The 25,951-nt window shown below is 46.2% G+C and carries 27 protein-coding genes; 16 read left to right on the top strand and 11 right to left on the bottom strand.

Translation table 11 applies throughout. The features are described 5' to 3' along the window. Both KI659_RS02495 and KI659_RS02490 read left to right on the top strand, forming a co-directional pair. Positions 1-636, top strand: coding sequence for an ABC transporter ATP-binding protein (locus KI659_RS02495; protein WP_213943754.1), 636 nt, complete (start codon positions 1-3; stop codon positions 634-636). A 46-nt stretch (positions 637-682) separates the two neighbouring features. Beyond that, positions 683-1,159, top strand: coding sequence for a hypothetical protein (locus tag KI659_RS02490; RefSeq protein WP_246535262.1), 477 nt, complete (start codon positions 683-685; stop codon positions 1,157-1,159). Positions 1,160-1,245: 86 nt separating this feature from the next. On the opposite strand, the gene KI659_RS02485 is transcribed toward KI659_RS02490, so the two are convergent. Continuing rightward, complete coding sequence (locus tag KI659_RS02485) at positions 1,246-3,636, bottom strand: endonuclease MutS2 (protein WP_213943753.1); 2,391 nt, start codon at positions 3,634-3,636, stop codon at positions 1,246-1,248. Between the two features lie 3 nt (positions 3,637-3,639). Further along, positions 3,640-3,978: a DUF4296 domain-containing protein gene (locus KI659_RS02480; RefSeq protein WP_213943752.1), complete on the bottom strand. Its 339-nt coding sequence runs from the start codon at positions 3,976-3,978 to the stop codon at positions 3,640-3,642. 107 nt (positions 3,979-4,085) lie between these two features. Here KI659_RS02480 and KI659_RS02475 point away from each other — a divergent pair, with 107 nt between their 5' ends. The 3 genes from KI659_RS02475 to KI659_RS02465 are packed head-to-tail and all read left to right on the top strand — an operon-like array spanning position 4,086 to position 6,886. Beyond that, entirely contained in the window at positions 4,086-4,964 is an 879-nt protein-coding gene (locus KI659_RS02475) for a DUF58 domain-containing protein (RefSeq protein ID WP_213943751.1), read from the top strand. Further along, on the top strand, positions 4,957-5,853 hold the full coding sequence (locus KI659_RS02470; protein ID WP_317195907.1) for a hypothetical protein: 897 nt from the start codon (positions 4,957-4,959) through the stop codon (positions 5,851-5,853). The genes KI659_RS02475 and KI659_RS02470 overlap by 8 nt, the downstream gene beginning before the upstream one ends. Continuing rightward, positions 5,840-6,886 carry a vWA domain-containing protein gene (locus KI659_RS02465; RefSeq protein ID WP_213943750.1) on the top strand — a complete coding sequence of 349 codons (1,047 nt, stop codon included), beginning with the start codon at positions 5,840-5,842 and terminating at the stop codon, positions 6,884-6,886. Before KI659_RS02470 ends, KI659_RS02465 begins: the two co-directional genes overlap by 14 nt. 381 nt (positions 6,887-7,267) lie before the next feature. On the opposite strand, the gene KI659_RS02460 is transcribed toward KI659_RS02465, so the two are convergent. Next, entirely contained in the window at positions 7,268-7,894 is a 627-nt protein-coding gene (locus tag KI659_RS02460) for a LysE family translocator (protein WP_213943749.1), read from the bottom strand. Position 7,895: 1 nt separating this feature from the next. Next, positions 7,896-9,443, bottom strand: a complete 1,548-nt coding sequence (locus KI659_RS02455; protein WP_213943748.1) for a GH3 family domain-containing protein — start codon at positions 9,441-9,443, stop codon at positions 7,896-7,898. A 90-nt stretch (positions 9,444-9,533) separates the two neighbouring features. On the opposite strand from KI659_RS02455, the gene KI659_RS02450 reads away from it, so the two are divergent. The 6 genes from KI659_RS02450 (at position 9,534) to KI659_RS02425 (ending at position 16,079) form a co-directional block, all read left to right on the top strand. Next, entirely contained in the window at positions 9,534-10,202 is a 669-nt protein-coding gene (locus tag KI659_RS02450; RefSeq protein ID WP_213943747.1) for a YggS family pyridoxal phosphate-dependent enzyme, read from the top strand. Positions 10,203-10,397: 195 nt separating this feature from the next. Continuing rightward, positions 10,398-10,775, top strand: coding sequence for a DUF423 domain-containing protein (locus KI659_RS02445; RefSeq protein WP_213943746.1), 378 nt, complete (start codon positions 10,398-10,400; stop codon positions 10,773-10,775). A 207-nt stretch (positions 10,776-10,982) separates the two neighbouring features. Further along, positions 10,983-12,281: a D-alanyl-D-alanine carboxypeptidase/D-alanyl-D-alanine-endopeptidase gene (locus tag KI659_RS02440; RefSeq protein ID WP_246535261.1), complete on the top strand. Its 1,299-nt coding sequence runs from the start codon at positions 10,983-10,985 to the stop codon at positions 12,279-12,281. A 6-nt stretch (positions 12,282-12,287) separates the two neighbouring features. After that, positions 12,288-13,334 (top strand): S66 peptidase family protein, encoded by a 1,047-nt coding sequence (locus tag KI659_RS02435; protein ID WP_213943744.1) that lies wholly within the window; start codon positions 12,288-12,290, stop codon positions 13,332-13,334. Between the two features lie 56 nt (positions 13,335-13,390). Next, complete coding sequence (locus KI659_RS02430) at positions 13,391-13,990, top strand: SGNH/GDSL hydrolase family protein (protein ID WP_246535260.1); 600 nt, start codon at positions 13,391-13,393, stop codon at positions 13,988-13,990. A 115-nt stretch (positions 13,991-14,105) separates the two neighbouring features. Then, complete coding sequence (locus KI659_RS02425; RefSeq protein ID WP_213943742.1) at positions 14,106-16,079, top strand: DUF2075 domain-containing protein; 1,974 nt, start codon at positions 14,106-14,108, stop codon at positions 16,077-16,079. A gap of 17 nt (positions 16,080-16,096) precedes the next feature. On the opposite strand, the gene KI659_RS02420 is transcribed toward KI659_RS02425, so the two are convergent. The 4 genes from KI659_RS02420 to KI659_RS02405 all read right to left on the bottom strand — a co-directional run bounded on the left by KI659_RS02420 (position 16,097) and on the right by KI659_RS02405 (position 20,227). Further along, positions 16,097-16,255, bottom strand: coding sequence for a hypothetical protein (locus KI659_RS02420; RefSeq protein WP_213943741.1), 159 nt, complete (start codon positions 16,253-16,255; stop codon positions 16,097-16,099). 578 nt (positions 16,256-16,833) lie between these two features. Beyond that, positions 16,834-17,778 carry a beta-1,6-N-acetylglucosaminyltransferase gene (locus KI659_RS02415; protein WP_213943740.1) on the bottom strand — a complete coding sequence of 315 codons (945 nt, stop codon included), beginning with the start codon at positions 17,776-17,778 and terminating at the stop codon, positions 16,834-16,836. A gap of 198 nt (positions 17,779-17,976) precedes the next feature. Beyond that, a complete protein-coding gene (locus KI659_RS02410; protein WP_213943739.1) occupies positions 17,977-18,372 on the bottom strand; it encodes a DUF1573 domain-containing protein in 396 nt (131 codons plus the stop codon). Between the two features lie 433 nt (positions 18,373-18,805). After that, entirely contained in the window at positions 18,806-20,227 is a 1,422-nt protein-coding gene (locus tag KI659_RS02405; protein ID WP_213943738.1) for an ATP-dependent DNA helicase, read from the bottom strand. Between the two features lie 20 nt (positions 20,228-20,247). Between KI659_RS02405 and KI659_RS02400 the strand changes: the two genes are divergently transcribed. The 4 genes from KI659_RS02400 to coaD are packed head-to-tail and all read left to right on the top strand — an operon-like array spanning position 20,248 to position 22,682. Further along, the gene (locus KI659_RS02400; RefSeq protein ID WP_213943737.1) at positions 20,248-20,751 is read left to right on the top strand and encodes an NUDIX domain-containing protein; all 504 of its coding nucleotides are present in this window, start codon (positions 20,248-20,250) and stop codon (positions 20,749-20,751) included. Positions 20,752-20,804: 53 nt separating this feature from the next. Next, on the top strand, positions 20,805-21,386 hold the full coding sequence (locus KI659_RS02395) for a hypothetical protein (protein ID WP_213943736.1): 582 nt from the start codon (positions 20,805-20,807) through the stop codon (positions 21,384-21,386). Positions 21,387-21,409: 23 nt separating this feature from the next. After that, entirely contained in the window at positions 21,410-22,216 is an 807-nt protein-coding gene (locus KI659_RS02390; protein ID WP_213943735.1) for a DUF3822 family protein, read from the top strand. A gap of 10 nt (positions 22,217-22,226) precedes the next feature. Then, positions 22,227-22,682 carry a pantetheine-phosphate adenylyltransferase gene (gene coaD / locus KI659_RS02385; RefSeq protein ID WP_213943734.1) on the top strand — a complete coding sequence of 152 codons (456 nt, stop codon included), beginning with the start codon at positions 22,227-22,229 and terminating at the stop codon, positions 22,680-22,682. Here the strand turns inward: coaD and KI659_RS02380 are convergent. Continuing rightward, positions 22,670-23,356, bottom strand: coding sequence for an NUDIX hydrolase (locus KI659_RS02380; RefSeq protein ID WP_213943733.1), 687 nt, complete (start codon positions 23,354-23,356; stop codon positions 22,670-22,672). The genes coaD and KI659_RS02380 overlap by 13 nt on opposite strands. A gap of 84 nt (positions 23,357-23,440) precedes the next feature. Between KI659_RS02380 and pyrE the strand changes: the two genes are divergently transcribed. Further along, positions 23,441-24,085, top strand: a complete 645-nt coding sequence (gene pyrE / locus KI659_RS02375) for an orotate phosphoribosyltransferase (protein ID WP_213943732.1) — start codon at positions 23,441-23,443, stop codon at positions 24,083-24,085. Positions 24,086-24,468: 383 nt separating this feature from the next. Here the strand turns inward: pyrE and KI659_RS02370 are convergent, their stop codons facing one another. Together KI659_RS02370 and KI659_RS02365 are read right to left on the bottom strand one after the other, a co-directional pair. Then, a complete protein-coding gene (locus KI659_RS02370; protein ID WP_213943731.1) occupies positions 24,469-25,233 on the bottom strand; it encodes a TIGR02757 family protein in 765 nt (254 codons plus the stop codon). Next, positions 25,230-25,787 carry a hypothetical protein gene (locus KI659_RS02365; protein WP_213943730.1) on the bottom strand — a complete coding sequence of 186 codons (558 nt, stop codon included), beginning with the start codon at positions 25,785-25,787 and terminating at the stop codon, positions 25,230-25,232. Before KI659_RS02365 ends, KI659_RS02370 begins: the two co-directional genes overlap by 4 nt. Positions 25,788-25,951 lie beyond the last annotated feature (164 nt).

Genomic DNA, 25,951 nt, shown 5'->3' with positions numbered 1-25,951 from the left:
ATGATCAGCATACAGCTAGACCAGGCTGCCAAGAGATTCCAATACGACTGGATTTTCAAAAATGTCAGCCTGGTTTTTCCTTCTCACAGCAAAATAGCAATCACCGGAAGCAACGGCTCCGGAAAATCCAGTTTTTTGAAGTGCCTTTCAGGCCTTATTCCCCTCACTGAAGGCAAAATCACCTATCAGGCCAACGACCGAACCATTACCGAGGAAGATTTTTACCAATACCTTACCCTGAGCGCCCCCTATCTCGAGCTTCCGGAAGAATTCACCCTGGTGGAGTTTCTGGATTTCCATTTCAAATTCAAGAACAAACTTGAAGGTTTGACCACCGAAAAAATGCTGGAATTGATGTATCTTCAGGAGCATAAAAACAAACAGATCCAGTTCTTTTCCAGCGGAATGAAGCAACGGCTTAAACTGGGTGTGTGCTTTTTCTCCGACTCCCCACTGATGCTTTTGGACGAGCCTACCTCCAATCTGGATGTGAGGGGGGTGAATTGGTATTTGGATATGGTAAAAAAATTCGGCCTACAGAAAACTACCATAATCTGCTCCAATGATGAAAGGGAATACAATTTTTGTGATCAAACCATATCCATTGAAGACTACAAGCTTAAAAATCAGCTTTGATTTTTGAAGGGATTAGTTAAATTTACAGCAGAACAATTTTGTATTTATGATCAAGCATCTACTAAAAGGCTTTTTAGCCTTAACTATTTTGATTGCGGCATCTGCCTGCGGAAGTGAAACTCCCGAACCAGACCAAAAAACCCCAGAACAATTGGCAACCGAAGAACTGGCCGATGATGGATCAGCCACTTGGACGGTGGCCCAAGGAGGCTCTGTGACAAAAGATGGGGCAAACCAAACGGACTTGTTCAACGGTTTTTCAATCACCTTCAATGCTTCCGGCCAAAGCCGCACCTATAGCAGTTCAAATGGGCAGGGGATCTTTGATGCCTCAGGCAATTGGTCCTTGGCAGGCAGCAACCTTGACCGGGTGATATTGACAGGCGATCAACCCGCCTCCGGAGAAGAAATCCAATTCACCCGCAACCAAAACAACCTCCGACTCAGCTTCTCCATCCCAATGCCCAACGCAAGAACCAATGCTGTGGCAGGTTCATATGTGTTTGAGTTGACGACAGAGTAGGCTTAACGCGGTCATTACTTCATTATTCATTATTCGAAGTTCATCATTCATCATTATTTAGTGATCAAATGATGAACTTCTTATTTTTACTGCTTCAGCGTCACCAGCGTCACTCCAGCTCCCCCTCTATCGGCATGCTCGTCTTCAAATGAGGAAACACTATCCATGTGCCTCAACAGGTTTCTGGTAATATCTCTCAAGATGCCATCTCCTTTGCCATGGACGATCCGAAGATCCTTCAAGCCTAACATGAAGCCCTCATCGACAAATCTTTCGACCATCGGCAGAATCTCTTCTCCCCTTTTGCCTCTCAAGTCAAGGTTGACATTAAACTCGCGCATGGCCGCCGTGGTGTCATAGGACATGCGCTTGGCAATGGCTTTCTTCTCTTTTTTTACCTCAGTTTTGCTGATCTTATCCAGCCTGTTGAGTTTCACATTGGATTTTAGCTCCCCAATGCTGATTTCCACATCCTTATTTTTGATCGAAATCACCTCAGCAACGGCCCCGTTATCCTTCAGCCTCACATGGTCGCCAGGCTGAATAGCTCCTCCGACCACCTTAATCTCAGCCCCCTGGGCTACTTTCTGCTTTTCAGGCTTCACCTCCTGCTTGTGCTGCTCGAGAGTGGCTCTGGCCTTTTTGGTGGCCTCCTTATCAGCCTTGCTTTCACGGATCTCCCGGATAGTGGCTTCTATTTGCCTGTTGGTTTGATCAAGCAGTTGCTTGGCCTCCACCTTGGCCTGTTGCACAATTTCCTTTTTGTTCTTTTCTAAAGTTTCCTTTAACTGAGAGTACTCTTCCATCCGTTTGGTCAGTAGACGGTCTTTCATCTGGGTTTCCAGCAAGAGCTTGTCATACTTGTTTTTTTCCGCTTCTACCTTGTTGAGAAGCTTGTCATATCGCACCCGCTCCTCCCCTATTTTCTCTTTGGCTTCTGCTATGATATCCTTGCGGATCCCGATTTTGGAGGCGATTTCCAAAGCAAAGGAACTCCCAGGCTTGCCTACCTCCAATTGGTAGAGAGGCTCGAGTTTATCCACGTCATACCGCATGGCACCATTGACCATGCCCTGGTGCTTGGCCGCCACCTGTTTGAGGTTGCCGTAGTGGGTAGTCACTATCCCATACGCTCCCGTTTGGTTGAGGGCTAGCAGGATCGCCTCCGCGATGGCCCCGCCAAATTGCGGCTCGGTACCCGTACCAAATTCGTCAATAAAGAATATGGTCTTCTTGTCGGCAAATTCGGTAAAATACTTCATGCTCATCAAGTGTGAGCTGTAAGTACTCAAGTCGTTTTCTATATTCTGCTCATCTCCTATGTCGATGAACAGGTTGTTGAAAATGCTAAACTTGGAATGTGGATCCACCGGGATCAGTAGACCACACTGCACCATATATTGGAGTAGGGATACCGTTTTTAAGGTCACCGACTTACCTCCGGCATTTGGTCCAGAGATCACTAGGAGCCTTTTGTTATGGTCAAGCTGTATGTTAAGCGGGGTTATCTTTTTGCCTTGCTGGGCCAAAGCCATTTCCAATAGCGGGTGTCGGGCGTTGTACCATTCGATCACCTTGGCTTTTTCATAGGAGGGCTTGCTTGCATTCACCTTAATGGCAAACCTGGCCTTGGCCCGGATGAAATCCACCATGCCTAGAAACTGGAAAGCCTTTCTCAGGTCTGGAATATAGGGCCGCAAGGTATCGGTAAGTTGCGTAAGGATCTTGGTGATCTCCCTTCGCTCCATGTACTCCAATTCCTTGAGTTCATTGTTGATGTCCAGTACCTCGGCAGGTTCGAGGTACACCGTCTGACCAGTGGCGGATTCATCGTGTACGAAACCTTTAATCTTACGCTTGTTTTCAGCCAAAACAGGCATCACCATCCTTCCTCCCCTGATGGTGAGCGAAGCATCCTCCGGCGTATACCCCTTGGATTTGGCTTCTCTGAAAATCCTATCCAGCACCTTCCTCAACCTGTTTTCTTCATAAAGGATCTGCGACCGGATCAAGGCCAATTCTTTGGAAGCATTGTTTTTCAGCTTTCCTTTTTCATCAATCACCTTCTCAATTGCCTTCAGCAGGGTATTGTCCAAAGTCACCATGCCTACCAGCTGATACAGATTCGGATATTCTTCCTGGTACTTTTCCAGAAATGCCGTGCATTCCCTCAGGGTGATCAATGACATTTTGATGTCATGAAACTCATCCTCATATAGAAAGGTCCCCTCAATCTTGGCTTTTTCCAGAAAAGGGTAAATATTCAAGAAGTTGGAAGCGGGAAACATCTCACCGGATATGATGATCTGCCTAAACTCCTCGGTTTGGTCGAGAAGCTTTTGTATCAATTTGGGGTCCTTGGAAAAGGAAATCTTGGAAACAAACTCCACCCCTAGTGGGCTTGTACATTCGGCCTTGATGTGATCTTTGATTTTGTCAAAATCAATCTTATGCTCAAGGCTTTTGGGATATAGCATATTTTATTGTTCTCCTATATTTTGTTTGACCGTCAAAGAATCAATCACCCTGGCATAGAGCTGCTCCATCTTGGCGGCATCACGCAGGTAATACTGAAGGTTTTCAACGTAAACTGAATCCGGCACCCCATGTTTTTCAAAAACCCGGTGCTCCAGGTAAGGGTACACTTTTTTGGAGGAATCATAGGAAATGGGCAACGAACTGGCGATGCCCTCCACCATGTGGATGTCCATCATGATGGCCACCATCTGATCCTCATTCAACAACTGTTTGGGTCTGTCACCGTTGCCGCAGGAAAGGGCAAAAACCGACAGAACCAGAAATATTATCAACTTTTTCACACTGCAAAATTAGCCAATTCAAACGAATTTAAATAATATGTTACCTTCTACACGTTTTATTATTCAAATGAGTGCGTTAAATTTAGGCCTCAGGAAAAACACAGCAAATGAAACACCTGCTTAAAAAGCTCAGAAAATATGAAATTATGCTCCGAAAAGTGGCCAACAACCATTTACAGGGGGATTACAAGTCTATTTTCAAAGGGGCAGGTCTGGAATTTGATGACCTCCGCCCCTACCAGTATGGAGACGATGTGAGGACTATTGAATGGAAAGTATCCGCAAAAGGGCACGGAACATTTGTTAAAACTTTTAAAGAAGAAAAAGATCAGTCGGTAATATTTCTGCTCGACATCAGTGGATCCCAAAATATTGGGGCAAAAGGCAGAAAGAAACTTGACCTCGGAAAAGAGATTGCCGGAGTGCTCACGTTGGCCGCCCTCTATGAAGGAAGCCAGGTAGGCCTGATTTCTTTCAGTGACCAAAAAGAACAGGTGGTACTCCCTGGGAAGGGCCAGCGCCATGGGGTCAAACTCATCCGCGCAATCTTTCAGCATGAAAATAAATCCCTGAAAACCGACCTCAATTCCATGTTTACCTACACCTTGAATTTGGTCAAGAAAAGAAGTATCATCATTGTGATTTCGGATTTTATAGATGAGGGCTACGAAAGGACTTTGAAAGCCATGGGCGAAAAACATGACGTGGTGGCCATACAGGTAACCGACCCTCGGGAAACCAAACTTCCTTCCCTGGGCATCATCCCCATTTATGACAAGGAGGAAGACAAAACCACTTGGGTAAACACCGCTTTCCGAACCTTTTCTAAAAAAATCTCATCCACCTTTACCGATGAAAGAGAAGCTATCAGCGACTTATGCAAAAGACATCAAATAAATTACCTATCCATTGACACCCAGCAGGACATTGTTTTGCCTTTGATAGAATTATTTAAGTATCGAAATAAAACCATGAAACGTGGGTAAGCAGCATTCGTTTTTATTCATCATCACCTTTCTATTCCCTTACATGCTGTCCGCCCAGGATGTGCAGGTAGAGGGATATTTCCGTAAGGATTCCGCCAAGCTCGGCGAACGGGTGGAGTACGTGCTTAAGGCCACCTACCACCCCAGGCAGCAGGTCATTTTCCCCGATTCCTCCTTCCGGTTTGAAGATATGGAATACCTGGGCAGAAAAACCTTTGTCACCGATACCCGTGACACCGTCACCAGGGATAGCGTAATCTATTACCTCTCCAACTTCTCCCTGGATCCGGTGCGGAACTTTACCATGCCGGTGTATGAGGTGTTGAAATATGACAGTCTCGAGTACTTCCCCGAAGATGACCAGCTGGCCCTTATCCTAACCTTATCTGAGATCCCGCCTGAACCGGCCTTCAAAGACAACGATACTTACCAGAAGATCCAAAGGGAATTCAACTATCCATACTTCTATATCGCTCTGTCCATCATCCTGGTGCTGGGTATTGTGATCTATTTTGTGTTTGGGGATAAAATCTATAACCACTGGCTTGCCTGGTTGGAAAAAAGGAGATGGAACAGGTTTGAAAAGAAATGGGAGAATGTCACTTCCACTTTCATTTCCCAACCCACCGCCTCACATGCCGACAATGTGCTGGGCCTCTGGAAAAGGTACCTTGAGCTGGTGACCAACCGGCCCTATCAGGAATGGACCTCCACAGAGGTGGCCATGGACCTTCCCCGTGATGGCATTTTGGATGACCTGCGAAACATCGAACTTATCATCTATGCAGACCGCAAAACAGAGCAACTGCCAGCCATCTGTCAGAACCTGAAAACGGATTGCCGAAATATGTACACTAAGAAAATTGAACTGATCCATGAACATAAATAGTATAGGCGACATGCTTTCATGGCATTGGTTTACCCCAGAAACTTTGCGCTCCTTCGAGTGGGAAAACATCTGGGCGCTGCATCTGATTTGGATCATCCCTATATTGATGCTATTGAGGGTTTTTATCAAGTTTTTGAGAAACCCTTCCTTGGAGCTTACCCTTCCCAAGAGAGTGGCCCAGAGCAACCCTTGGACTTATTTAAGGCTGATTCCCACCTTCTTTTTCCTACTGGCCCTCTGGATGATCGCCATCGCCTTGGCCCGCCCACAACGCACCAATGAGCGGGTGGAACAGTCCACGGAAGGTATTGACATCATGCTGGTGCTGGATATCTCTGAATCTATGGATCTGCAGGATTTTAAACCAAACAGATTGGAAGCCGCCAAGGAGACAGCCAATGAATTTATAGAAGGCCGGCGAGGTGACCGGATCGGAATGGTGGTTTTTGCCGGAGAGGCTTTTTCCCTTTCTCCCCTCACCACCGACCACAAAATGCTCACCGACGCCATCAGTGACATTTCCTTCAACATGATGGATGCCAAAGGTACAGCCATAGGAAGCGCCCTCGCAACTGCCACTAACCGCATGAGGGAATCAGAAAGTACCAGCAAGGTGATGGTGCTGCTTAGTGACGGCGACAATAATGCCGGGAATGTGGACCCCATTTTTGCCGCACAGCTGGCCGCCGCCCTGGATATCAAGATATACACCATTGCAGTGGGGAAAGACGGGATGGTGCCCTACGGCACGGATTTCTTCGGCCGTCCCCAGATGATCGAAAGCTACCTGGATGAGACCACCCTTCGTGAGATTGCCCAAATAGGCAGCGGACAGTTCTTTAGAGCAGGCGACGACGATGCGCTAGACCAGATCTTTGACCAGATCGATGAACTCGAAAAGGCCGAAATCATCGAAAACAGATACAAGGAAACCCAGGACTACTATCGGGCATACATGATGTGGGCTTTTGTATTCTTGTTTTTTTGGATGATGCTGAAGAGTAGTTTTCTTAATAACTTTTTGTTGGATTAGAGGGGTGTACTTAAGTACTATGTACTATGTACTATGTACTATGTACTATGTACTATGTACCTAGTAATTACCGTTTGTTCAGGAGTGAGTGGATTTTAGGTAGTTAGCGGAGATGGTGCGTCTCAATGGAACTTGAGGTATGGATGGATACATACACTTGCCACCCATTTTGCAGAGAAGAAGCCTTTTTATCTCATCTGTTCGTACCTAGTACTTGCGTATGGGTACAAAGTACCAGGTACCAAGTACTAGGTACAAAGGTTCTTACCATCGTGCCCCTCCCTCTGAGCTGCGCTCTTCGGATGGGGTATCAGTAAGCGAAGAAGCCTTTGAGCGACTTCTTCTTGGTGCCCTTTGTGACCCATTTGCCTACGTGAAGCCTCATACCGCCTCAGCAGCAAATACAATCAGCCTGATTCCGAAGCCCACCAGTGCCACTGCCACAACCTTGTTGAGCAACTGCATGATCTTCGGAGTGATGAAGGTGCGGAGTTTGGTAGCGCTGTAGGCCTTGAGAACGTCTATCAGGAACACCGTGAGCAGGATTCCCAAATAATACCCCACCACGTCAAGAGCTCCAAATCCATCCTTTAAATGCACTAATCCCGCTATGGAAGTCCAAAAGAGCAACACAAAAGGGTTTACGCCGTTGAGGGAAAAGCCTTTGGCAAAGCCTTTCCGCTTCATGGGCCGCTTTTTACTCTTGGGGAAACCTCCGGTGTTTGGTCGGCCCATGCCTTTCTTCATAAAAGTCAGGACCCCAAAAGCCACCAAAAAACCGCCACCGACAAAACCCAAGACCATCTCCACCATCGGATTGTTGGTGATCAGGGATACGCCAAAGTAGGTAAGCAACACATAAAGGCTATCACTCAGCAAAATGCCGGCAGCCATCGCCACGGCATACCTGAAACCTTTTTCAATGCTGCTTTGGATCAGGGCAAAAAAAACGGGCCCGATGATAAGGGATAGCACCAGCCCCATTCCAATTCCTTCTATTACATTCATTTTATGCCAGCCCTTTCTCCTTCAAAAAGCCAACCCAAGCCTCCGCCTTATCCCCTTTCAACACACGTGGGAATTTATTCTGCCCGCCTTCCTTGCCCTGTTGCCGCATATATTCAATGAAGGTCTCCTGAGGCAACACTTTCACCTCAATTTCCTTCAACGCATGCTGGCGCTCTGTAATATAGTCGTCATTCAGACTTTTCAGCTTCTCATCAATAATGTTCCTCAACCTCCCCGCATCCACTTCATCATCGCTGCCAATATACCAGTGATGGGCAAATAGGCTCCCGTGTGGCACACCTATGACCGTAAATTCCCGGATATCGATATCCAATTCCTCTGAAGCCAGCTCAATGGCCCTGTTCATATTGTCCACGGAAAGATGTTCCCCACACAAGCTGAGAAAATGCTTGGTCCTGCCGGTGATCACAATCTCGGCTTCCGCCAAAGATTCAAACTTGATCACATCCCCAATCAAATAACGCCAAGCCCCGGCACAGGTGCTGATCAGTATGGCATATTCCTTACCCTCCTCGAGCTGGTCAATGGAAAGGGTTTGCGCATCCGGCTTTACCTCCCCATTTTCGTCAAAATTTTCATCCTTGAAAGGAATAAATTCATAGAAAATCCCATTATTGAGCACTAGCCTCATTGAGCGGCGGTCAGGCAGGGCCTGAAAGGCCAAAAAACCCTCACTCGCCAGGTAGGTTTCCATATAAATAAGCGGCCTATCCAACAGCTTTTCAAAGCCTTTTTTGTAAGGCTCAAAACTCACCCCTCCGTGCACAAAAATCTTGAGGTTTGGCCAAATGTCATGAATAGATTTCAAGTTGTAACGCTCGATGATCTTCTCGAGCAAGATCTGCAACCATGCAGGCACCCCCACAATGATCCCAATATCCCAGTTGGGGGCGTTGTCCACGATCCTTTCGAGTTTATCACCCCAGTTTTTATTTTTGGCAATCTCGGAACCCGGCTTATAAAACCGCTGGAACCATATAGGAAGTTTGCCAGCCGTGATCCCGCTCAGGTCACCGGAAAAATAGGTGCCGTTAAACTCCAAATCCGTGCTTCCTCCCAACATCAGGATACCGGTGTTGAACAGCCTGTCCGGCAGATCATATTTGGACAGGGAAAGGATCTGGCGCACACCTGTCTTCCGGATGGCCCTCACCATTTCGTAGGAGATAGGGATGTATTTGGAGGAGGCTCCCGAGGTGCCCGAAGTCATGGCAAAATACTTGATAGCCCCTGGCCATGTGATGTCCTTCTGTCCTTCCTGCAACTTGTGCCACCATTCGTCATACATCCTGTTGTAGTCGAATATCGGCATATCCTGTTTGAACACCTCATAGAAGGTATTGCCCTTCTTCTTAAACTCCTTGAGTTTGTCCGAAAAACCGTACTGACGTCCAAACTCCGTTTTGGAGGCTGCGATCATCAGTTTTTTCAGCTCTCTTTTCTGAAGCTCAATTGGGGAACTGTATTCCTGTTCCAGGGATTCCCGCAACCTGATGCCGCGTTTCAATAAAGTGCCTAATATCGCCATAATTTTATATGCTAATGTTAAAACAATGCAGGCCGGAGGATTGCCCGTCCTAATCTTAAACAGTATCTTTGAGAGTGTAAATTTAGGAGAATGGCTATAAAAGAAAACCTTCAGGAGATAAAAAACACTTTTATTAACCCCGACTGCCTACTGGTAGCTGTAAGCAAGACCAAACCCAAAGAAGACCTTCAGGAAGCCTATGAGGCTGGCATACGGGACTTTGGAGAAAACAAAGTACAGGAACTCGTAGATAAACAGCCCCAGTTGCCCTCCGACATCCGATGGCATATGATTGGCCACCTACAGCGCAACAAGGTCAAATACATCGCCCCTTTTGTCCATCTTATACATGGCGTGGACTCCTTCAAGCTGCTCAAGGAAATCAACAAACAGGCCAAAAAGGCCGAAAGGACTATCCCCTGCCTGCTACAGGTTCATATTGCGGAGGAGGACAGCAAGTTTGGCTTTGATGAGACTGAGCTCCTCCAGCTAATAGAAAGTGGGGAGCTGAAGACTCTAGAGCATGTGGAAATAAAGGGGTTGATGGGAATGGCCACCTTCACAGAAAATGAGGAACAGATCCGCAGGGAGTTTTCGGGGTTAAAAAGCCTGTTTGACAAATTGAAAACCTTACCACTCCCCGCCAACATGAAAATGGAGGAGCTTTCCATGGGCATGAGCGGGGATTACCTCATCGCACAGGAGGAAGGCAGCACCATGGTGCGGATCGGAAGCGCCATCTTCGGGGCGAGGGGTTGACATTTTAATGGGACACAGAGGAGTTACTCAGAGTTTTAAATGGAGTTGCACAGAGCTTGCCTTTGCTGCAAGCAGGCCTGCCTCGCCGGCAAGGCAGGCATCTTTGCGGAATCATGTTACTTCGGTCATCGGTCTTCCGTCCTGACAATCAAAGAAAAATAGGCTACCGACATCATTCCGGATAATATAAAAAAAATGCATAAAGAAAGAATAATACAAGTAGGAGCCGTTTTGGGGGCGCTGGCTGTGGGGATCGGGGCCTTTGGGGCCCATGGATTGGCAGATATGCTGGAGATGCAGGGCCGGGCAGAGACTTTTGAAACGGGAGTGAAATATCACTTTTATCATGCCCTGGCAATGTTATTGGTGGGCATACTGTCGTTATTGAAATTGCAGGAAAAATGGATCAAGCGTAGCGCATGGCTCTTTTTGGCCGGCATCGTTATTTTCTCCGGTTCCCTGTATGTGCTGTCCCTGACAGGCATCACCTGGCTTGGCGCCATCACGCCCTTCGGCGGCGTAGCCTTCATCGCTGGCTGGGTATGTGTGGCAATGGCGAAGTACGAAGGGTGATGTTCGCGGAAATAAAGGGACACGGACCGGCCTGCGCAGGCAGGGTTTCGCGGAGTTGCAGCAAGCCACAATAGCTTTCGTGGCAAAAAGATAAAATCCTTGAAGAATGGATTTCAAAGAGATTAAAGTTAAAGCAAAAAGCTTTTTGAATAGATGGAAGTAAAGACTTATAGCAAGCACGTACACCGCCCCAGATTACTTAGTTCTTTGTACTTAGTACCTAGTACAATCACGCTCCTTTTATTCCTACAAGTCTCCAGCCTAATTGCCCAACCTTCTCGGGATAAGACTGCGGAGCTGGAAAGCTATTTCAACAAGGACTCCTTCTTCAACAACCACCTCACCGGTTTTATGCTCTATGACCTGGACACCCAGCAGCCGGTCTATGAAAAAAACAGCCACCTATACTTCATCCCCGCCTCCACTACCAAGCTCGTAACCTTCTTTTCTTCCCTGATCACTTTGGGGGACAGCACCACCATTCTTAGGTATGTGAACAAAGGCAACGAAGTCACCGTTTGGGGCACCGGGGATCCAAGCTGGAAATACCATGCCCTGCCCCAACAGCCCAGATTAAGGGAGTTTTTTGACAAGTATGAAAAAATCAACTTCTCCGATGCCAACTGGAAGGACCAGGCATTTGGTTTTGGCTGGCAATGGGACGATTATTATTTCTCCTACTCTGCCGAAAAATCACCCTTCCCCATCTATGGCAACGTCGCCAAAGTGATCAACCGCAACAACAAGCCGGAAGTCAGCCCTTCCCTATTTAGGCAAAACCTCACCACCAGCGACAGGGATGTGCGAAACGTGCAAAGGGAATTTCACAGTAACCAGTTCTATTATAATCCCCGCACCTACAACGGCATGAATACCTACGTGCCCTTCCTGACCAGCCAGCAGACTTTTGCCCAACTGGCCAGTTCGGAACTCAACAAAATGGTGATCCCCACCAAGGAAAAGCTCCCGAAGGACCACCAGCGCCTCAAGGGGATCCGTACGGAGGCCCTGTATAAAGAAATGATGCTGGAAAGCGATAATTTTATCGCCGAACACCTGCTGCTGATGATTTCTGATGAACTCTTTCAGGAGCTTAATTCTGAAAGAGCCATTGATTATATCAAAAAAACATACTTAATTGACCTTCCTGACGAATTGTTGTGGGTGGATGGCTCCGGGTTGTCCAGGCACAACCTGATGACCCCCCGATCACTGGTGGTTTTGATGGATAAAATCTACAGGGTAATGCCTGACGAGATGCTGTTCAACCTGCTGCCCAAAGGCGGTGTGAGCGGTACCTTAAAAAACAATTACCATGCGCCCAAACCTTATGTGTTTGGCAAAACGGGCACCATTTCCAACAACCACAGCTTGGTTGGATTAGTCAGAACAAAAAGTGACAAGTTATATGCCTTTGCATTTATGAACAACAATTACCCCTACAAGGCCAGCAAGGTGAGAGCAGAGATGGAAAAGGTGATGGTCTATATCCGGGAAAACTTTTAAACACACATGAACAAAAGAAATTTCCTCAAGTCCTTGGGACTATCCATGAGCCTATTTCCCATCCTCGGGATGCAAAAGGCCATCAAATCCACCTCCCCTGTTCAGAAGCTTTTGCCCAAACCTTTGCAAAAAGGCGACATTGTAGGCTTGATCAGTCCTTCCGCGGCCACGGCCGAAAGGATACAGTTTCAGTTGGCCAAAGAGGCGCTGGAGGCATTGGGTTTTGAGGTCAAAATGGGCGAAAACCTACAGAACCGAAGAGGGCACCTCGCCGGGACCGATGCCGAGCGGGCCAATGACCTTAACGGCATGTTTGCCGATGAGCAAGTGAAGGCCGTCATCTGCATCCGCGGAGGATCCGGGGCGGCCAGGATCCTGCCCATGATCGATTACGAAAACATCAAACGCAACCCCAAACCGATTTTGGGCTACAGCGACATTACCGCGCTGCACAACGCGATCTATGCCAAAACCGGCCTGATCACCTTCCACGGCCCCAACGGCACAGGCAGCTGGAACAGTTTTAATGTAAGACAGTTTGAGGAAGTGTTTTTCAACCAGTCCCTGCACAAGTTTGAAAACGAGCAGGAAAAAGGCGATGAGCTGATCGTCAAAAACAACCGTATCCAGACCATTACTAGCGGTGAGGTAGAAGGAGAACTGGTGGGTGGCAACCTGACGGTATTGACCGCTTTGGCGGGAACGGGCTATCTGCCGGATTTCCACGACAAAATCTTGTTTCTCGAAGACATCGGCGAGGAACCTTACAAGGTGGACCGCATGATGAGCACCCTAAAGCTTATGGGCGCCCTCAGCCAGATCAAAGGCTTCGTCTTTGGTCAGTGCACCGACTGCAGCCCCACGGGCGGATACGGCACCCTGACGCTGGACGACATTTTTGACGATTACATCAAACCCCTCAACATCCCCGCTTACCGCGGTGCCATGATCGGCCATGTGCCCAAACAATTCATCGTACCGATTGGCGCCAAAGCCCGAATGAATGCGGATGAGGGCACCTTCCAGCTTACCGAAAAGCTATTCCAGTCATGATCCACCTGTTCACCTTTTTGGCCTTAAGCTTGGCCGTACTTACAACCCAACCGAAAATGGAGCAAAAACTTACATACTTGGCATTAGGCGATTCTTACACCATTGGGGAAGGAGTCGAAGAGCACGAAAGATTCCCCAACCAGGCCGTGGCCATGCTAAGGGAAAAAGGTTACGATTTTGAGGACCCAAAAATCATCGCCACCACCGGCTGGACCACCGATGAACTCCAAAAAGGGATCAGCGAGGCCAATATAGAGGGGCAGACCTTTGATTTGGTCACCTTGCTCATCGGGGTAAACAACCAGTACAGGGGCATGGACCTGGACAACTACAGGGAGGAATTCACGCAGTTGCTCGAGCAGGCCATAGGTTTTGCGGGAGGAAAGAAGGAAAACGTCCTCGTCCTATCCATTCCAGACTGGGGCATCACGCCCTTTGCCACCGAAAAAGAAACAGACAAGGCCAAAGTGGCCCAGGAAATCGACCGCTTCAACCGCGCCGCACAGACCATCGCCGAACGCCACGGCATCACCTTCCTCGACATCACCACCCACTACCGCGACTACCCCCTTGCCGTGGTTAGCGACAAGCTGCACCCGGATGCGGAGATTTATAAGTATTGGGCGGAGAGGGTTGTGGAAGAACTTGAAGATTAGAGGATTAAATAAAAAAATTCCGGGGAAGATTTAAACAATAATATTAGTAAAAAATAAGGATTCGTTCAAATTAAAGTCTGAATCATTACTTTAGTTAAATACTAAGGCAAAACACATGAATAGAGCTTATTATTCATCCTCCATAAAAAACTTTTTAAGTCAGGGAAATGAGGAGGTTTTCGGGATTATTGCAAGTAACAACCCTTTTTCAACCGACCCTTCTCAGGCATTTGCATGGAAGGAGGAAATCACCGTCTTAAAACACATCCTGGAAGGTTTAAATGGTGAAATTTTCTTTGAATATGATATCCCAAGAATGGGAAAAAGAATTGATGTCCTTACAATCATCGATCATGTATTATTTATTCTTGAATTTAAAGTAGGAGAAAAAAAGTTCTCTAGAAACTCTATAGACCAAGCTTTGGATTATGCCGTAGACTTAAAAAGTTTTCATGAAACTAGTCATAATTGTATAATCGCGCCTATTTTAATTGCCACTGAAAATACTGGAGCGCCACTTTCGGATTATCATTTTAAACGTGAGGGAATTTTGTCTATAGTAAAAGCTAACAGACATAACTTAGATTTCCACATATCGGGGATATTATCTTTTGCAAGTGGGAAGCCAATATTAATTGATGCCTGGAAAAAAGGAAGATACTCCCCTACCCCTACACTTATAGAATCTGCAAGAAAACTGTATGTAGACCATACAGTGGATAACATACAAAGAAATGATGCTGCTGGTGAATCTTTAAAGCAAACCACTAACAGTGTCTTAGAAATTATTGAATCCACTAAAAGGAAAAAAGAAAAAGCTATTTGCTTTGTAACTGGTGTGCCAGGTGCAGGTAAGACCCTAGTAGGTCTGAAGGTGGCCACAGAGCAATTAAAACGTGACAAAAAAAGCAATAGCGTATTTCTTTCAGGGAATGGTCCATTAGTTTCTGTTCTGATTGAAGCATTAGCGCGAGATAAGTTTTCAAGAGAAAAAGAAATCGGAAACAAGGTAAAGAAAAGTGATATACAAAGAGAAGTAAAGTCGTTTATTCAAAACGTTCATCATTTTCGTGACGAGTGCTTAAAAGATCCCGAGCCCCCATTTGATCACGTTGCCATTTTCGATGAGGCTCAGAGAGCTTGGGACCTTCAACAAACTGCTAATTTTATGGCAAGAAAGAAAAATAGGCCTAATTTCTCTTTCTCTGAACCTGAGTTTTTAATCTCATGTATTGATAGACATCAAGATTGGGGTGTAGTAATATGTTTAGTCGGGGGTGGTCAAGAAATAAATACAGGGGAGGCTGGTATTTCTGAATGGGTAGCATCACTAAACCGTTCATTCCCTGAATGGAAAGTTTATGCTTCTAATAATTTAAATGGCACTGAATATGGGGCTGGTTTGCCTTTAGCCCAATTACAAAAAAGGAAAAACCTTAAATTGAATAATGGTTTGCATCTTAAAGTATCCATGCGGTCTTTTCGTGCAGAAAACCTATCTGAATTAGTTCAGGCACTTCTGGATTTAGAAATATCAGAAGCTAAAGCAAATTATAAACGACTTGAATCTAAATACCCAATTGTTCTTACAAGAAATTTAAAACAGGCTAAAGATTGGGTAAGAAATAAAGCACTTGGCACGGAAAGATTTGGCATCATGGTTTCTTCACAAGCCCAAAGACTTAAGCCTTATGCTATTGATGTTAAGTCCCCAATTAACCCTGTTCATTGGTTTTTAAATGAGAAAGAAGATATCCGGTCCTCTTATTTTTTGGAGGATGTTGCGACTGAGTTTCAGGTTCAAGGTTTAGAACTAGATTGGGCATGTGTAGCTTGGGATGCTGATTTTCGGTATGCTGAAAACGGGTGGTCAACTCACTCTTTCAAGGGAAATAAATGGCAAAGAATTTCTAAGGAGGAAAGAAAAGTATACATTAAGAATGCCTATCGAGTGTTGCTCACAAGAGCTCGAAGAGGAATGGTCATTTTTGTACCAGAAGGTGACTTGAATGACCATACACGACCACCATCCTATTATGATGAAACCTTTGAGTATTTAAAATCTATTGGGTTTCCTGTTCTCAGTTAAAGAGTAAAGCTAATCCATTACAATTCATCACTGCTTAATTCCATCAAAGCAAATTCTAATTTTTCAATAACCAATAAATATTCAGATTTAAGATCCTCATGTTCGATATTATCAACTTCATTATTTAATAATGACAAAGCTGAAACGATAGCAATTTTAATATAATTTTTGTCCATACTATTTGCTAGAGTTTTAGAATACAATGTAGAAAGTAATTAGTAATTGCACCACGGACTATAGTCGACAAAAAGACTTTAAGGGATATTTTTATGACAACACGTGTCAGGGATTCAAAAAAGCATTAGTAAGAATGATACCAGAAAAGTGGTAAATAATTTGAAGGGAAGATCCGTGTAGGAGAGGAAATATATGGGTTTCTCCCCCTACTCCCACCCACCTTTGGCCAAGCGCTGACCCAGCGAAACCTTGGGTGGGGATTGGGTGGGTGTCGGGTGAGGGTTGGGTGAGTGTTGGGGGTGAGACGCTTCATGGACGCTTCATCCCCGGCTGGTGGACGGGTCAGCCTAGCCGGAAATACAAGCCGATCAAGCCCAATTGCCAAGAAAAATATGAATATTCTAAGAAAAGTTACGGAAAGCCCCATCGGAAATCCAGCGTTTTCAATGCTTCCGAGCTCCTACGGCCCATTTTCTAGTCAATTTTCGGAAATATCCGTAACTGATCCGTAAGTGATCCATAGGTGATCCGTAACTGATACGGGGGAACCCCGAGGGAAAGTAAAGTTTACTCTGTGTTAATCTGTGTTCTCTTCTGTGGTGATTCTTTCACAAACCAGCAAATCCCTGTCAATACCTTCCAAGATCTCCCCATACTGGTCCATGACAAACTTGCGGGCAAACAGGAAGTCACTTGCCTTTTCCTTCAGCTCTTCCAAATCCCCGGCCCCAAAGGTGACGGGAAGTTCACAGTTTGGCCTCGTCCAGTTGACGTAGGTGACACTGGGGAGGATGCTGGAGGTATCGCCATTTAGTATTTCCATCAGCAGACTCTGGAAAAACTCCTCATCGGCGCAGTAGGTGTACTGAAAATACTCCTTCATCTCCTCCCCGCGCATTTCCATAAAACGCAGGATCTTTTCAAAGGTTTTGGTATTGATGGCCCACCAGGCGGATCCGCCGTAAAGCCTAAAGGGTTCCACCCGCTTCTTGAAGATGAGTTTGAATATATCCAGCCCTACCCTACCCTTGAGCAGGCAATTGATGAGCATCAAATCAATGCCCTTGAAAAAAGCAAAGTCGGCCCTCTTGTCGGAAAAATTGACTTTGTAGGTCTCCCTCCTGCGGTAACAGCTGAATTCCGGCCAGGCTTCCTCTAGGGGCATGCAGGTGATGAAGTTCTTGTCCATGTGTCTTAGAAAAAACCCACGTATTTCCTCAGCTGGCCTAAGGGGGTAATCCTGCCCACTTAAAAGCACCATCATCCCCTGCTGCCCATCAGCCAGGGCCACCTCTGCCAAATTGAGCACAGCTTGCACAAACGCATAATCGGCCCAGACACAGGCTACCCGGTTACTGATAAACCTGACCCCGTCCGATTCGAGGTAACGGTATTCACCCATATCGGACCTGATGTCCAGATGCACATAAAAAACCGTATCCGGGCCTTCCAATTTCCTGATTAACCTTTCCACTTGTGCGGGATTGCGATGGGCGATGATGAAATAGATGATTTTGTTCATGGGAAAAAATTGGGGATACGTGAATTAAAAATTTTGGGACGGAAGACCGAAGACCGGAGACCGGAAGACGGAAGACCGAAACCTTAGATAAGCTATCAATTTATAAATAATCCCCAAAATAAAAAAGCCCGGGTCTAAAACCCGGGCCTCTTCATAAGTCCTTAAACCATAAACCTTAAACGGCCGCAGGCCCATAAACTATTTCTTCGGTTGCACATTCGAAATCAAGCTCACTTTCTCGATCGGCTCAGAGGCGTTGGAGTAGATTCTCACTACGCTGTTCTGCTTGCCCATCTTACCTGCAGAGTTGAAGGAAACTTTGATCTCGGCTGATTCTCCCGGAGCGATTGGCTCCTTTGGCCAGGCCGGGACGGTACATCCACAGGTGGCGGCCACGTTGCTGATCACGAGGGGGGCGCTGCCGGTATTCTCAAACTTGAAGGTATGCTCCACCTTGTCACCCTGGGTGATGTCTCCGAAATCTTTGGACTTCTCGGCAAATGAAATCGCCGCACCTTCGCCATTTGAAGCCTGCTGTGCCTGCACCGCAAAGGCCATCACGGCCATTACCATTACTAATACTAACTTTCTCATGTTTATATATATGTTAATTTTTATTGATCCAATTATTAGCCACTAAGGCTCGAAGACGCTAAGTGCGTTTCAGTTTCACGCAAAGAACGCGAAGGAGGCGCAAAGATCACAGAGTTTCTTCTTACCCACCGTCATTTCGAGTCACATATTTTGCAAACACACCCAATGCTATGACAATATGATTTCTCGCTGCGGCGCTGCGAAAATCGCCGCGATCGCTGCGAGAAATTTTACGTCATTTCGTTTCAGTTTCACGCAAAGGCCGCAAAGCAGGCGCAAAGACCGCAAAGTTTGGATTTCTCCACTCCGGTCGAAATGACGCCGGGGGGGGGGGCCAAATCCTTGGCGCTCTTTGCGAACCCTCCGCGCTCTTTGCGTGAAATCTCTGCGCTCTTTGCGTGAAACTACCATGCGTGAAACCACTCCGCTCTTCTCACCCAAAAAACCTCGGATGAAAGTTCACCATGAACACCTCTTTGGTCGCTCTGGTCACAGCGGTATATAGCCAACGAATAAATCCCGTATCTAGTTGCTCTTCCTTCAAATATCCCTGATCCACAAATACGGCATCCCACTGCCCGCCTTGTGACTTATGGCAGGTAAGGGCGTAGGCAAATTTCACCTGTAGGGCGTTGAGATAGGGATCTTTTTTGATCATCTCCATCCGCTCCCCTTTCTTGGCGATATCAGCGTAGTCTTCCTGTACCTGCCGGTAAAGCTCCCTATATTCCTCTTGGCTCAACGAGGGCCCTGAGGAATAGAGCGTATCCATGATCACCTTGGCCTCAAAGCTGGGCTCCTCGGGATAATCGAGCAGCTGCAGCTCCAGGGTGGCAAATCTCAGCCCGTACATTTCCTCAAAAGAACGAATTTTTCTCACTTCTACAAAATCCCCGTTGGCCAAAAAATTCACCCTCTCGGAATCGGCCATGTAGATGTAATTGTTTTTCACGATCATCAGCAAATCCCCAGAAGTGATTTCCTCATCCATGAAATGAATCGCCCTCCTTATATATTGGTTGTATTGCACCGCTGCTTTGTTGGACCTGGTGACGATGATGGTATTTTCCACACCAAACTTGTTATAAGCGTACCGCAGCCCGTCCTCGAGCCTTTCACCCGTCATTTTGTAAAAATCCTTAAAGGGCTTTACCTGAAAGGAAATCTGGGGCTTCTCCTTCACCACTTCCTCCCTGAGTTTGGTGGCATTGAACAATATCCCAGAATCGAGCTGCTGCCTCATCACTTCGGTGAGCTCGGTTTCCAGAATGGACAGTCCATAATGCCTCACCATATAATTTTTATCCAAGGCGGGGCTGTTGGGATTGCCCACGGGAGGCAACTGGGCACTGTCCCCTATCAGCATCAGCCTGTTGGACTTGTGCTGGAAGACATAGCGCACCAGGTCCATCAGCAGGCTCTGCCCCATGCCCCCCTCATCGGAAAGCATGGAGGCCTCATCCACGATGAAAACCGTATTGGTGTAATAGTTTTTTTGCAGGTCAAACCCCGAGAAATTCCCCTGTTCGCCCAAGGGCGTGTAAATGATTTTATGAATGGTGTACCCATTTTTGCCGGAGTAGGTAGACATGACTTTGGCCGCCCTGCCCGTGGGAGCCAGCATCAGGGAGCGGTAATTCAACTGGGGAAGCATCTGCACCAGAGCCGATACCACGGAAGTTTTTCCCGTACCGGCATACCCCCTGAGAATGAAGGTGGGTTTTTCGCCCATATGGGGAGAAAGAAACTCATCCAAAAGCCGGAAGAAGGCCTCCTGACCATGGGTGGGGGTGTGAGGAAACTTTCCTCTGATCAGATAGGAAGGCTTTGGCAGAGGATGCGTATCTTTACTCATAATGCTAATCTAAAGCTTTAATGCCGAATATCGAAAAAGAAATATCAGACAAATTTGGGGGAAGGCTGCGGGTGCGGGTCAATGGTGTGCTCATCAAGGAGGACAAGATTTTGATGATCAGGCATGACATGGGCCAGGGCCGCAGTTTTTGGAACGTGCCTGGGGGCGGGATGAAATTTGGCAGTCCAGCCACGGCCAATCTGGCCAGGGAATTTGCGGAAGAAACGGGATTGGAGATCCGGGTGGAAAAATTCCTTTTCACCTTTGAATATCTGGACAGGCCACTCCATGCGGTGGAACTTTTTTTTGAGGTAAGTACCAATGGGCAAAATCCCCAACTGGGGCATGATCCAGAGCTGCCGGCGGGCACACAATTGATCCAAGAAGTGAAATTCATGGACCTAGATGAGCTGCAGTCCATACCCAACGAAGCCAAACATCAGGTATTTTGGGACCTAAAATCACTAAATGATGTAAGAATATGGAAAGGTTATTTTAATTTTGAAAATAAATGCATAAAATAGCATCTTGTAAAAACAGCATCAACCTTATTAAGACGAATTAATTATCCTTTAAAATGAACGTAACTAAGATCTTATCATTGGTATTCCTAGTGGGCGCTCTTGCTTTGGGCTATTTTCTATACAACGGTATCGATACCGTAATGGAAGAAGAAAAGAGAATTGCAAGACTTGAAGCCAGAGTAGTAGAAAAGCTTCAGATGCTGCGCGACGCACAAGTTGCCTACTTGGCCAGCAACGGAGAGTATGCTGACAATTGGAATGATTTGAGGAATTTCATCCAAAGCGGGGATATCTATCTTGTACAAAGATCTGAGACCACCGTCCTATTGGACTACGGTAAGGAAGAAACCACTGTAACTTATGATACACTGGGTTCTGTACCGGTAATGGACTCCTTGTTCAACGAAAGAAGACACCCTAACTTCAACCTTGAAAACCTGCACATTGTGCCGGGTTCTGGGGGAAGAGAGTTTGAATTCTTTGCCGACAAAATCACCCGTAACAACAGGGAGATCGCTGTATTCGAGATCAGAGATCCAGCTCCAATCAACCCGACCAGAAGAGAGAACAACAACGAGAAAGCTTTGAGAGTAGGTTCTAGAACCGACGCCTCTACTTCAGGTAACTGGGAATAATAGTGGTAAAACCATTAGAGAACATGAAGTTTAAATATCTAAGCGATAAATTTGACACCCAAGCGGTGTCAGATTTGTCGCTTTTCTTGTCTAAAGACAACCTTTTGATTATCGCTAAGGACTCCAATGGGGAAGTTGTGGCTGGGGAAAGCCTTCCCGCCTCAGAACTAAATTCCGTCCTGGAATCCAATGAGCTGCTCAAATCAAACCCAAAAACGGCCAAATTGTGGGTGCACAACGACCACTTCAATCTAGTGCCGGGTGTGCTGTTTGACCAAAGCCAAGCCGCCACCTACCTAAACTACTCCAGCCCCTTGGTGCAGCAGGAAGCGCATGAGGTGTTTTCAGAAAGCCTGGACAGCAACAACCTGCATCTGGTGGCCGCAATAGACAAAGCGACTTCTGACAAGTTTAGAAAACGGTTTCCAGAGATCAAATTCGGCCATGCTGGTGCCTTGTCCCTGGATTACGTGCTGCAGCAAAAAAACGATTACCTGGGCCAGGAGATCTTTGTCATCGCAGAGCATGGACACATCTACCTTGTGGCTTTTTCCAGCCAGGAGCTTAAGATGTTCAACCGCTTTGAGGTATCCAACACCGAGGAGTTGCTCAAATATGTTTTCGTAGCTTTTGAGCAGCTTAATTTTGACAGGAATTACTGCAAGGTGAACCTGATTGGAGATCTTTCCTCGCTTGGAAGCAACTTGGAAGACCTACAGCCTTATTTCAAAAACCTTATCCCTATCACCCCAAGAGCCAATACCACCTACCACTCCGGGGCCGAGCGCCTACAGGAAACACAGAGGCTGGAAACCTATTGGACACTCTAAAACCGATTGAATGAAAAAAGTAGCTATTTTTCCGGGTTCTTTTGACCCGTTTACCCTTGGTCACCACGATATAGTAATGAGGGGCGTGGAGCTCTTCGACGAAGTAATTATCGCTATTGGTTACAACACCAACAAAAGTAAAAGGTATTTTGACATCGATTTGATCGTCGATAAAATCAAAGAGACCTACAAGGACCTTCCACAAGTGAAAGTGGTAATCTACAGCGAACTCACCTCCTCCTTAGCCAAAAAGAACGAGGCCAATTTCTTGCTTAGGGGCTTGAGAAATACTACGGATTTTGAATATGAAAATGCCATCGCCCAGATGAACAGGCATTTGAACAAGGACTTGGAAACGGTGTTTCTGATCACTTCACCCAAGTACAGTTCGATCAATTCTACCATCCTAAGGGAAGTGCACCGCTATGGCGGGGAGATCAATGAATTCCTCCCCTACGAGGTCTGAACCTTGGGCACCATCTTGATAAACTTCTTGTAAAGGTACCTCATGGACGGGTAGGAATTGACCAAGGCGAATTTTGCCTCTTGATGGTTGAGCCACTTCACATCCTCAATCCCCTCTTCGGTCTGCGGCTTCATGTTGGAGTCATCCACGATTTCCATGGCGTACCAATAGGTTTTCTTCAGGATGCTTTTGCGGTTATGGGTGTAGGTGTGCCACGTTTTCACGATTGGTTCACCTAATTTCACCTTTACCATACACTCCTCCTCCACTTCCCTAACGGCACATTCCTCTGGAGTTTCACCTTTGTCAAACTTTCCTTTTGGCAGATCCCATTTGCCCAGCCTCTTAATAAAAAGCACCTTTTCGCCTTTTGTGACTACACCACCAGCGGCTTTGACAATGGAAAATCGGCTTTTGATATATCTCTTTAGCTTCTCTTTGTCTTTGGACAGGATGGTAATGCTATCCAGGTTTTTGAGTTTTCGAGTCCTGAGCAAGTAGAGCAATTTGTGGATGATCTCCTTGGAGGGATTTACGAGCAGCACATCATCGTGAAATTCCACATAGGAAGGCAGGTCTGTGGGGTTGTCATAAATACATTCAAAGGTTTTTTCCGGGGAAAGCTCCTCACTAGACAGAATGTCTAAAGGCTTATCGTTGATGAAAATTCTCATGGGGCATTCGATTAGAAGCTAAAATTGCATAAAAAATACACCTATCACAACAGCGTTATGGGTTTTATCTTTTAATTTTATTGTATGGAACTATTTAACAAAAACATTGCCGAAGAGGTAGCCAAAAACCTCCTAGAGATAAAAGCCATCCGTCTTAATCCAGAAAGCCCTTTTACTTGGGCATCAGGCTGGAAATCACCCATTTACTGTGACAACAGATTGTCCCTTTCTTTTCCCGAAGTAAGAAACCACATCAAGCATGCGCTAGTAGGTGCTATTAATGAAAACTTCCCTGGAGTAGAATCCATTGCAGGCGTGGCTACTGCGGGTATCCCACAAGGGGCCTTGATTGCCGATGAGATGGATTTGCCATTTTTGTACGTGAGATCCAAACCAAAAGGCCATGGCATGGAAAACATGATCGAAGGGAAAGTAACCCCTGGCCAAAAAGTGGTGGTAGTGGAAGATCTGGTTTCCACCGGCGGCAGTTCCCTTAAGGCCGTGCAGGACTTAAAAAATGCCGGTTTCGAAGTAATGGGCATGGTGGCCATTTTTACTTACGGATTTGACATCGCAAGAAAAAACTTTGAAGATGCTGGAATAAAGTTGATTTGTTTGAGTGATTACTCTGCTATGTTGCCACAGGCAGTAGCCCTGGACTACGCTTCCGATCAGGACTTGAAGTCTTTGGAAGAATGGAGGGAAAAGCCGGAGATTTGGGGTAAATGAAGCGAATGGGTACAAAGTACTAGGTACCAAGTACGGAGGTGAATGGGTACAAAGTACTAGGTACCAAGTACTAAGTACACCGCATAACATGGTGCTTTTTTGAGTAATTTGGAGGCTTTTCTGATATTAACCGTTCTTATTCTGGCCGCCCTCCCTGCGAGCTGCGCTCTTCGGATGGGGTATTAGTGGAAAGATGTCTCGTGACGGCAGAAATGGAGGCTGTGCCTCCCAAACCTGCACACCTCCGCAGCGAATACCTGGTACTTGGTACGTTGTACTTGGTACCCTAATTCATCATTATTCTGAATGATATAAAGGAAGCCACTATTCATTCTTTGCGTTTCTTAGCTGATCTTTGTGGTGAAAAGTCTCTCTGTGTCTTCTCAAAACTTCTCCTCTACGCCCAAGCCGAAGAGCGCGAAATCGTATTTTACCGGGTCTAGAGGGTCAAGTTCAGCCAGCCTTCCGGTTAGTTCGACGGCTGTCCTCCAGTCGGTCTGTTTTCTTTCGATCAGACCAAGTTTGCGCCCTACTCTGTCCACGTGTACATCGCAGGGGCAGATGAGTTGGGAGGGCTTGATCCGGCGCCAAATACCAAAGTCCACGCCTTTGTCGTCTTTTCTCACCATCCAGCGGAGAAACATGTTGATGCGTTTACAAGCGGCCTTTCTAGCCGGTGTGGCGATATGCTTGCGTGTTCGCTGGGGAGCTAGTGGATCAGCAAAGAAGTAATCATGAAAATGAATCAGCATTTTTTCCATCTCCATATGGCTGCCTATCGGCAGAAAAGCCTCTTCCAGACTCTCGTGCTGCTGATAAAACCTGCGGAAAAAGTCTAGAAAATACAGCGTGTCAGTGGCATTGAAGGTGCGGTGCTTAAAGTGCAGGAAAGGCTTGAGGTCTGATTCGGAATGGTTTAGGATAAACTCATACGGAGCATTGTCCATCATTTCGAGCAGGGAAACACACTTGTTGATTATGGTCTTCCGCTGTCCCCAAGCCAGTACGGCCGCAAAAAACCCGGCAATCTCAATATCTTGGGGTTTGGTAAAACGGTGGGGAATGCAGATGGGGTCGTTTTCGATAAAATCCGGCTGGTTATAATAAGCCACTTTTTCATCCAAAAACTCCTTCATACTTTCTCTCATAGAGCTATCTTCACCTCCCCGCCTTGGGTACCGTCAAACCATTTGAAGTTCAGCGAATTGTCATCTTGCTCGGCTAAGTGCCAATCAAAGCATTTAATATTGGTGAGAGACTTTAGCGAATCTTCGTCAGGGTCGTAAAGGCAGATATCGAAATCGGGAAGGTCTTTCGAGTCGGTGCTGTTCCACTTTTCAAGCAGCAAGCCTTCTTCCAACACCTTGATTTTGTTGCCAAAAACATAGTCTTCCAAAACGGAAGGTACCCCATCAGACCTTCGGAAATGATACCCGCTAGGCCCAAACATGATCTGCGTGCAGACCTTCCCCTCTATCAACGAATTATCCTGAACCATTTTCTTCCATTCAGCTTTATCAAAAGTAATCTCCATCTTTTCCCCTTTCTTGAACTTGGTCAACACCCTTGACAAGCCGGAAAACATGTAAGTAACCCCTATAAATAAGAGCCCAAACGATGCAAGAACTGGATAGGAAATTACAAAGATGGCATTCCAGATAAACCGGAAGAAGTGGTGAATGAAGAGTTGGAATTTATTCATTATAGTGGTAATCGAACACAAAACTAGATCGAAAAAAGGACAAACGCAAAAACATTGGCTATTCCTCTCCTTTTCATCAAAACAGTTACCCACTGAAAATGAAGCAAATAACCCTTTTAAAAGGCCTTTGCTCCCATTGAACCTAATGTGTTAAAAATGGCAAA

This window comes from Litoribacter ruber (genome assembly GCF_018449405.1).
Classification (GTDB): domain Bacteria; phylum Bacteroidota; class Bacteroidia; order Cytophagales; family Cyclobacteriaceae; genus Litoribacter; species Litoribacter ruber.
This window is presented reverse-complemented; position numbering and strand designations above follow the sequence as displayed.

Bases quoted from the DNA above. Each gene is read 5' to 3' on its own strand.
- KI659_RS02435 (WP_213943744.1), top strand. From the start codon at position 12,288: ATGAACAAAAGAAATTTCCTCAAGTCCTTGGGACTATCCATGAGCCTA.
- KI659_RS02495 (WP_213943754.1), top strand. From the start codon at position 1: ATGATCAGCATACAGCTAGACCAGGCTGCCAAGAGATTCCAATACGAC.
- KI659_RS02420 (WP_213943741.1), bottom strand. From the start codon at position 16,255: ATGGACAAAAATTATATTAAAATTGCTATCGTTTCAGCTTTGTCATTA.
- KI659_RS02425 (WP_213943742.1), top strand. From the start codon at position 14,106: ATGAATAGAGCTTATTATTCATCCTCCATAAAAAACTTTTTAAGTCAG.
- KI659_RS02390 (WP_213943735.1), top strand. From the start codon at position 21,410: ATGAAGTTTAAATATCTAAGCGATAAATTTGACACCCAAGCGGTGTCA.
- KI659_RS02450 (WP_213943747.1), top strand. From the start codon at position 9,534: ATGGCTATAAAAGAAAACCTTCAGGAGATAAAAAACACTTTTATTAAC.
- KI659_RS02455 (WP_213943748.1), bottom strand. From the start codon at position 9,443: ATGGCGATATTAGGCACTTTATTGAAACGCGGCATCAGGTTGCGGGAA.
- KI659_RS02370 (WP_213943731.1), bottom strand. From the start codon at position 25,233: ATGAGAGAAAGTATGAAGGAGTTTTTGGATGAAAAAGTGGCTTATTAT.
- KI659_RS02490 (WP_246535262.1), top strand. From the start codon at position 683: ATGATCAAGCATCTACTAAAAGGCTTTTTAGCCTTAACTATTTTGATT.
- pyrE (WP_213943732.1), top strand. From the start codon at position 23,441: ATGGAACTATTTAACAAAAACATTGCCGAAGAGGTAGCCAAAAACCTC.
- KI659_RS02475 (WP_213943751.1), top strand. From the start codon at position 4,086: ATGAAACACCTGCTTAAAAAGCTCAGAAAATATGAAATTATGCTCCGA.
- KI659_RS02410 (WP_213943739.1), bottom strand. From the start codon at position 18,372: ATGAGAAAGTTAGTATTAGTAATGGTAATGGCCGTGATGGCCTTTGCG.
- coaD (WP_213943734.1), top strand. From the start codon at position 22,227: ATGAAAAAAGTAGCTATTTTTCCGGGTTCTTTTGACCCGTTTACCCTT.
- KI659_RS02485 (WP_213943753.1), bottom strand. From the start codon at position 3,636: ATGCTATATCCCAAAAGCCTTGAGCATAAGATTGATTTTGACAAAATC.
- KI659_RS02400 (WP_213943737.1), top strand. From the start codon at position 20,248: ATGCCGAATATCGAAAAAGAAATATCAGACAAATTTGGGGGAAGGCTG.
- KI659_RS02465 (WP_213943750.1), top strand. From the start codon at position 5,840: ATGAACATAAATAGTATAGGCGACATGCTTTCATGGCATTGGTTTACC.
- KI659_RS02445 (WP_213943746.1), top strand. From the start codon at position 10,398: ATGCATAAAGAAAGAATAATACAAGTAGGAGCCGTTTTGGGGGCGCTG.
- KI659_RS02395 (WP_213943736.1), top strand. From the start codon at position 20,805: ATGAACGTAACTAAGATCTTATCATTGGTATTCCTAGTGGGCGCTCTT.
- KI659_RS02365 (WP_213943730.1), bottom strand. From the start codon at position 25,787: ATGAATAAATTCCAACTCTTCATTCACCACTTCTTCCGGTTTATCTGG.
- KI659_RS02460 (WP_213943749.1), bottom strand. From the start codon at position 7,894: ATGAATGTAATAGAAGGAATTGGAATGGGGCTGGTGCTATCCCTTATC.
- KI659_RS02430 (WP_246535260.1), top strand. From the start codon at position 13,391: ATGGAGCAAAAACTTACATACTTGGCATTAGGCGATTCTTACACCATT.
- KI659_RS02380 (WP_213943733.1), bottom strand. From the start codon at position 23,356: ATGAGAATTTTCATCAACGATAAGCCTTTAGACATTCTGTCTAGTGAG.
- KI659_RS02415 (WP_213943740.1), bottom strand. From the start codon at position 17,778: ATGAACAAAATCATCTATTTCATCATCGCCCATCGCAATCCCGCACAA.
- KI659_RS02405 (WP_213943738.1), bottom strand. From the start codon at position 20,227: ATGAGTAAAGATACGCATCCTCTGCCAAAGCCTTCCTATCTGATCAGA.